Origin of the sequence: Anaerovibrio lipolyticus LB2005, from assembly GCF_000621545.1 — a bacterium.
Classification (GTDB): domain Bacteria; phylum Bacillota; class Negativicutes; order Selenomonadales; family Selenomonadaceae; genus Anaerovibrio; species Anaerovibrio lipolyticus_A.
The window spans coordinates 1-6,400 of the sequence record NZ_JHYA01000024.1 but is presented as its reverse complement, the minus strand read 5'-3'; the positions used below and the strand labels follow the sequence as shown (position 1 = coordinate 6,400).

Genomic DNA, 6,400 nt, shown 5'->3' with positions numbered 1-6,400 from the left:
GGATATGGTGGTTGCAGCCGGCAATCCTGCAATGGAAAAAATTAAAAATATAGATAACAAGAACAAATAAAAAATACAACTAATGGGAGGGAAAAATTATGGCTGTTGAAAATGTAAAAATGTTTTTTGACAAGGTATTAGAGAACGAGGAGCTTGGAAAAAAACTAAAAGAAGCAGATAATATTTATTGCGAAAAACATCCTATGCCACCGGAATCTACTACAGAAATTGACATAAAGGACTACAATGACAAATATTTTGCAGAGGTACTTCAGCCATTGGCTAAAGCAGAGAAATTACCCTTCACTTTAGAAGAATATCACCTTGCAGGGCAAACACTTACTGATGAGGAACTAGATAAAGTTGCTGGTGGATGGTCTATTGGTGGCTTCGTAAAAGGGATAGCGCTAACTGTTTTTAAACCAATTGCTATACCAGTGAAGATAATATCGGCCGTTAGTGACATTGGTGTCATAGTAAAAAAAGGCTGCAATGCCGCTCAAATTGCTTATTTAGTGTACAAAAATGTAATGCCACTAGGTGATGATCTTGCAAAAGCAACCATTGATGCTGCAGTAGGTATGCTCAGAAAGGAGGGAAAACATGAATTGGCCGATAACTTATTGAAAGAGTTTAATAAGCTAAGCTATAGGTCGTAAACGGAAAGATAACACCGTTATCCTCCCATGGATATAACGAGATTAATATGTTCTTCATCTCGTTGAAACGCTAATTGGAAGATTTTTCTTCTGGAGAAGAAAAATTTGAACAATGGCGTTATAATAAACCAATACAAATACAAACTCCTACGAGAGCAGTTCATTACGAGCTGCTCTTTTATTTTGCAGGAAAACCAAATTTTTTGCAGAAAAGTAAAAAAGGGATAACACTTTTGTCATCTCATGGATATAAAGGACAAGAGTAAACAACAATATTTAAATACTAAGGAGGAATACATTATGGCAAAGGAGAACGTAGGAAAGTTTTATGAGAAGTTGGCCCAGGATGCAGCTTTGGCTGAAAAGCTCAATGCTCTGGATAAGGAGTTTGCAGAGAAGAACGGGGCTTCTTCAGATGATGCTGCTATGCGTGAAAAGGCAGCGGAGGCTATTATTATTCCACTGGCGCAGGAAGTTGATCTGCCATTTACCCTTGAGGAATTAAAGGAATATGAGCAGGATCAGGTGAAGAACATGACTCTTTCCGAGGATGAGCTGGATCAGGTGGCCGGCGGCTCCCTGAAAGAAGGCGGGGATAAATCTAAAAGCAAAAGGGTAGATTGTAATCATGCGGCTTGTGCCTATATCGGTGTAGGGATAGGACTCAAAAAAAAGAACGGAAAAACGGCCTTCTGTATAATCATCGGTGGTTCCAGCGGTCCGATTGCAGGATAATGCAAAACTAAATAGCAATCTTTAGTCTACGAGAGCAGTTCATTACGAGCTGCTCTTTTATTGTGCCATTAGTTATATATTTTGAATAAAAGAATGCCCTGATAGTCAGGGCACTTATTTTAAACTCCTGCCTGCTTCATGGAGAGAGGAAACAGACAGGGGAAGGGATTTATTACAAAAAAAGGAAGATCCCCTGCCTGTGTTTTGGAGAGGATACAGACAGGGGGGAGAATGAGAAGAAGCATAGAAAGTGCCTGTTAGAATGGCTACTTTCAAAAGGTGAGGAAACGGTGTAGAATTGTTTGTAGTGTAGAACTCATATGTAAAACCAGTGTCAGGAGATAAGCTATATGATAACAGTAAACCTATATTACAAGGGAATAAACGGAGCGGCGAGAGCTTTTGCCAACGAGATGGAGTCAAGTGGTATCGCTGATGCCATTAGAGCAGAAAAAGGTAATCTTCGTTATGAATACTTCCAACCATTAAACGATGCAGAGACTATTCTCCTTATAGACAGTTGGACGGATCAGGCTGCTATTGATGCCCATCATAAATCACCTATGATGGGGCAAATTGTAGCACTGCGTGACAAGTATGATTTGCACATGACAGCAGAAAGGTTTGTTAGTGAGGATTTAGGTTCAGACGAAGCATTTATCAGAAAGTAGTGGCTTTTATGCTATTGGAGGATTAATATGGACAGAGAATTACCTCGCCCGGATGAAATATGGCGTCATTTCAAGAATAAACTATATAAGATTATTGCTATAGCCCAGCACACCGAGTCAGATGAACAGCTTGTGGTGTATCAGGCTATGTATGGCAGTGAAGGCATTTATGCAAGACCGCTGGATATGTTCATGAGCGAAGTGGACAGGGAAAAGTATCCGGATGTTGAGCAGAAATATAGATTTGAACGGATTGAGTAGTATGGACTTACATGAAATAGTTTTACAGTATTTGGTTATAGTTAATATTGCAACAGCTATAATTTACGGCTGGGATAAGCTATGTGCAATAAAGCATTGGTGGCGAGTACCGGAAATTACATTGCTCGGAATAGCAGCTATCGGTGGCAGCATTGGAGCTTTGCTGGGAATGAGAATATTCCACCACAAAACCTTGCATCTAAAATTTAAGTATGGTGTGCCGGTGATATTGATGTTGCAGGTGGCAGGATTGGTATGGCTACATGCACCGGGTAACTAATGGAGGATCAGATGCCACATATATATGTCGATGCGGATGCCTGTCCTGTGGTAACGAAAATAGAGAATGTAGCTAAATGCCATAATATGCCTGTAACCCTGTTCTGTGATACCAATCATATACTCCAGTCCGATTACAGTGAGGTAAAGGTAATTGGAGCAGGGGCGGATGAGGTTGATTTTGCTCTGGTTAACTCCTGTCGGGCAGGGAATATAGTCGTGACCCAGGATTATGGTGTGGCAGCCATGGCTCTTGCCAGAGGTGCTTATGCCATCAATCAGGATGGATGGCTATATACCAATGAGAATATTGAGGGCCTGCTAGCTAAGAGACATTTTATTAAGAAAATGAGAAATGCAACTCATAAGCACCATATAAAGGGGCCCCGTAAGAGGACCGTTGGTGATGATGAGAAATTCACTCAGGCGTTTGAACAACTGCTGGACAAAGTAATAGACTTCCAATAAGGTTCCTTATCAGAAGGTAAAAAATATCCCCCGGAAACAGCATCACTGCTGCTTTCGGGGGATTTGGTTTTTGCGCGATAAAAGTAAGTAATAATCTATCCTGGCTTACATCATAAAGAAAGTTGGGCCGCTGGGTGGCAGCCCACAGTGTATTGGACTACTAGGAAGGAACAGTAGCCCATACAGAAAGGAGTGTACAAGGTTTTTATCAGAAATTGTTATTCGAAATTTCGCTGCGTTGCTGTTTTATTGCTTGGAACCTTTGTGCTTCCAACTCATATCTTTCTACTTCCTGTAAAAACTGTTTTGATAGACTATTGTCTTGTCCGCCGATAGAGGGGACAGGAATATGATCTAAAAGCCCGCTAAAGATAGACACTATGGGATTATTGCTGGTCATATATAAGCCCCCCTCATATTTCTTACGAGCAAATTATATCATTTATTTTGGTAATTTTATAATACATTTTAGTTATGATGATGGTATGGATGGACAGTTTTTGGTTATTAAGTATTGTGTTATAATATGAGCCAAAGATAAATGAAAGAGACGGATAATATGAGAATATTTGTTGATGCAGATGGCTGTCCGGTAGTTAGGCAGACGGAGGAAGTGGCCAGTAAATATGATGTTCCTGTTACACTTCTTTGTGACACCAATCATACACTACAATCAGATTACAGTGAGGTAAAGGTAATTGGAGCAGGTGCAGATGCGGTGGATTTTGCTCTAGTTAATCTGTGCCACGAAGGTGATGTGGTTGTTACCCAGGATTACGGTGTTGCGGCTATGGCTCTGGGTAAGAAGGCATATGCTATCCATCAGAATGGATGGCTATATACCAATGAAAATATAGATAGGTTGCTGATGGAGCGACACATCACCAAGAAGGCACACAGGGCATCTGGGAAACATCACCTAAGGGGACCAAGGAAACGCTTGGAAGATGATGACATCCAGTTCAAGGAGTCATTGGCAAGGCTGTTGGCAAGTATAACAAATTAATAATATAGCTGCTCTCAAATGAGGGCAGTTTTTTATTTTGGCCGCTTACAAGAAGCCCAAACCACGACATAATGTGAAGTGTAGATATCATGTTGTGAGGAGGCATTTATATGAAAAGCGATGAAGAAGTAAGCCGTATTGAAAAAACTTATCAGCCTGGAATGAGAGTAAGGCTTCTTAAGAAGTATGGACAACAGTCACCACCGGTTGGAACCATGGGGACCGTCAGGGCAGTGGATGTTTTTGGGTATATCCAGATTTCATGGGATAACATACCGGGAGTAATTGTGGTGTTGGATGGGAAGCCGCCCCTCTTTCACGGCTCACTTCCATCGGTGGCACCCAGTAAGTGGCTTTGGCCCATCGTTGGAGCTGGAGCCACGGTCTGGGGCCGGGGCGGCGACGCGAAACGAAGTGAGCTAGTGCCCGTAGGGCGGAAGCCCATAAGATGTGGCTTTTTGTGGGTGGCTTCCTTTTATCCCCATTATTTTTAAAATTTTTATAACACTTTTATTCTCTCATGGATATAAAGGACAAAGAAAAACAAACACACAATAAGGGAGGCGTTTATTATGACAGTATTAAACAATGATAAGATTCAGGTTATTCAGGAAGCTATTGATAGCGAGAAGTTATTAAAGTGCATTCAGGATATGCCGGAAGATCGTGTGGAAAAGGCTTTTCAGAATGATGACATTAAGAAGCTGGCTGATAGACTCAGCGAGGATACAGAACTGTTTGATGCAGTTATGAATGTCTATGACACCGATAAGTCTTACGAAGCTGCTACTGCTGCTGTTCCAGGCAAATATACCAAGGCAGAGTTTGATGAGTTCCGTACTGTTTATGCAAATCTTTTCCTGAAGAATTTCCATGAGAAGGTTTTCGTGGAGAAGGATCCTAATAAGCTCACCGATGAGGAACTGGATAAGGTTGCTGGCGGAGTTCCACTCAGTGCTGTATTCGGCTTTGTCGGTAAAGGCGTTAACTGTGTGTTGGATAAGGTTCCAATTAGTGAAAATGCCAAAAAGAGAGCAAAGCTCGTAGTAAACACAGTTAGCGGTGTGGCAGCTGTGGCCATTGGTACAGCAATGTGTGCCACCGGAGTCGGTGCAGGAGCTGGTGCTCTTGTTATAGCCGGCGGTGCTATTGATATTGCAAATGCCGTTCACGGTGCGGCTACTATGAACAAGAAGTAATCATTAATCGGGAATGAAAACGGGGCCTTCTCAATTTGAGATAGGCTCCATTTTTGCAGGAAATCCAAATTTTTTGCAGAAAAATAAAAAAGAGATAACACTTTTATCCTCTCATGGATATAAAGAACAGGAAGAATTTAAATCACAAAAAATAACACAGGGGGGATAAAAATGAATGATGAGAAGTTGACAAAACGGCTGGAAGATTTTGATTTTTCTCTCCTGCATCCAGTGAGGGAGACTTTAAGGAATCAGTTATTGTTCATGCACCGTCGGGATAATGCCATGAAAGGTATTATGATGGGGAAGATGACAGATGATGAGCTGGATATGGTGGTTGCAGCCGGCAATCCTGCAATGGAAAAAATTAAAAATATAGATAACAAGAACAAATAAAAAATACAACTAATGGGAGGGAAAATACCATGGCAAAGGAAAACGTAGGAAAGTTTTATGATAAGCTGGCCCAGGACGCAGCTTTGGCTAAAAAGCTCAATGCTCTGGACAAGGAGTTTGCAGAGAAGAACGGGGCTTCTTCAGATGATGCTGCTATGCGTGAAAAGGCAGCGGAGGCTATTATTATTCCGCTGGCAAAGGAAGTTGGCCTGCCATTTACCCTTGAGGAATTGAAGGAATATGAGCAGGAGCAGCTGAAGGAAATGAATCTTTCCGAGGATGAGCTGGATCAGGTAGCTGGTGGAAGTGGAGGGAAACCTTCAAAGAGGTTGGAGCCTAGAGGTGGTCTTAATGCTTGTGCTTATGTTGGCGTAGGTTTTGGCCAAACCAGGAAGAATGGAAAATATGCTATTTGCTTTATTATTGGTGGCTCCGATGGCCCAGTTGCAGGATGAGGCAAAACTAAATAGCAATCTTTATACTACGAGAGCAGTTCATTATGAGCTGCTCTTTTGTTTTGCAGGAAAACTAAATTTTTTGCAGAAAAATAAAAAAGAGGTAACACTTTTATCCGCTTATGGATATAAAGGACAAAGAGTAAACAACAATATTTAAATACTAAGGAGGTAAATAAAATGGAAAAGAAATTCATGAACAAGATGGACGACATGGAACTTGACATGGTGGTCGGCGGCGCGAGGGTATATCTTGTCACAAAAATAAGGA

13 protein-coding genes are annotated in these 6,400 nt (G+C 41.3%); 12 read left to right on the top strand and 1 reads right to left on the bottom strand.

Features of this window, described 5'->3' with window-relative positions; genetic code table 11:
• Window positions 1–98 precede the first annotated feature (98 nt).
• The 6 genes from T355_RS0112165 (at window position 99) to T355_RS0112140 (ending at window position 3,073) form a co-directional block, all read left to right on the top strand.
• Window positions 99–659: a hypothetical protein gene (locus T355_RS0112165; protein WP_027397978.1), complete on the top strand. Its 561-nt coding sequence runs from the start codon at window positions 99–101 to the stop codon at window positions 657–659.
• 300 nt (window positions 660–959) lie between these two features.
• Complete coding sequence (locus tag T355_RS0112160) at window positions 960–1,394, top strand: Nif11 family protein (RefSeq protein WP_027397977.1); 435 nt, start codon at window positions 960–962, stop codon at window positions 1,392–1,394.
• Between the two features lie 350 nt (window positions 1,395–1,744).
• On the top strand, window positions 1,745–2,065 hold the full coding sequence (locus T355_RS0112155) for a putative quinol monooxygenase (protein ID WP_027397976.1): 321 nt from the start codon (window positions 1,745–1,747) through the stop codon (window positions 2,063–2,065).
• A gap of 27 nt (window positions 2,066–2,092) precedes the next feature.
• A complete protein-coding gene (locus T355_RS0112150; RefSeq protein WP_027397975.1) occupies window positions 2,093–2,326 on the top strand; it encodes a DUF1653 domain-containing protein in 234 nt (77 codons plus the stop codon).
• A 1-nt stretch (window position 2,327) separates the two neighbouring features.
• Entirely contained in the window at window positions 2,328–2,606 is a 279-nt protein-coding gene (locus T355_RS0112145) for a DUF1294 domain-containing protein (RefSeq protein WP_027397974.1), read from the top strand.
• An 11-nt stretch (window positions 2,607–2,617) separates the two neighbouring features.
• The gene (locus tag T355_RS0112140) at window positions 2,618–3,073 is read left to right on the top strand and encodes a YaiI/YqxD family protein (RefSeq protein WP_037330176.1); all 456 of its coding nucleotides are present in this window, start codon (window positions 2,618–2,620) and stop codon (window positions 3,071–3,073) included.
• A 208-nt stretch (window positions 3,074–3,281) separates the two neighbouring features.
• On the opposite strand, the gene T355_RS0112135 is transcribed toward T355_RS0112140, so the two are convergent.
• Window positions 3,282–3,473: a hypothetical protein gene (locus T355_RS0112135; RefSeq protein ID WP_027397972.1), complete on the bottom strand. Its 192-nt coding sequence runs from the start codon at window positions 3,471–3,473 to the stop codon at window positions 3,282–3,284.
• Between the two features lie 159 nt (window positions 3,474–3,632).
• Between T355_RS0112135 and T355_RS0112130 the strand changes: the two genes are divergently transcribed.
• The 6 genes from T355_RS0112130 (at window position 3,633) to T355_RS0112105 (ending at window position 6,289) form a co-directional block, all read left to right on the top strand.
• On the top strand, window positions 3,633–4,079 hold the full coding sequence (locus T355_RS0112130; protein ID WP_027397971.1) for a YaiI/YqxD family protein: 447 nt from the start codon (window positions 3,633–3,635) through the stop codon (window positions 4,077–4,079).
• A 110-nt stretch (window positions 4,080–4,189) separates the two neighbouring features.
• A complete protein-coding gene (locus T355_RS15080; RefSeq protein WP_071997214.1) occupies window positions 4,190–4,573 on the top strand; it encodes a DUF4314 domain-containing protein in 384 nt (127 codons plus the stop codon).
• A gap of 78 nt (window positions 4,574–4,651) precedes the next feature.
• The gene (locus T355_RS0112120; RefSeq protein WP_027397970.1) at window positions 4,652–5,278 is read left to right on the top strand and encodes a hypothetical protein; all 627 of its coding nucleotides are present in this window, start codon (window positions 4,652–4,654) and stop codon (window positions 5,276–5,278) included.
• A gap of 171 nt (window positions 5,279–5,449) precedes the next feature.
• Window positions 5,450–5,674 carry a hypothetical protein gene (locus tag T355_RS0112115; protein ID WP_027397969.1) on the top strand — a complete coding sequence of 75 codons (225 nt, stop codon included), beginning with the start codon at window positions 5,450–5,452 and terminating at the stop codon, window positions 5,672–5,674.
• 29 nt (window positions 5,675–5,703) lie between these two features.
• On the top strand, window positions 5,704–6,129 hold the full coding sequence (locus T355_RS0112110; RefSeq protein ID WP_027397968.1) for a Nif11 family protein: 426 nt from the start codon (window positions 5,704–5,706) through the stop codon (window positions 6,127–6,129).
• Entirely contained in the window at window positions 6,110–6,289 is a 180-nt protein-coding gene (locus T355_RS0112105; protein ID WP_027397967.1) for a hypothetical protein, read from the top strand. Before T355_RS0112110 ends, T355_RS0112105 begins: the two co-directional genes overlap by 20 nt.
• Window positions 6,290–6,400: the final 111 nt, after the last annotated feature.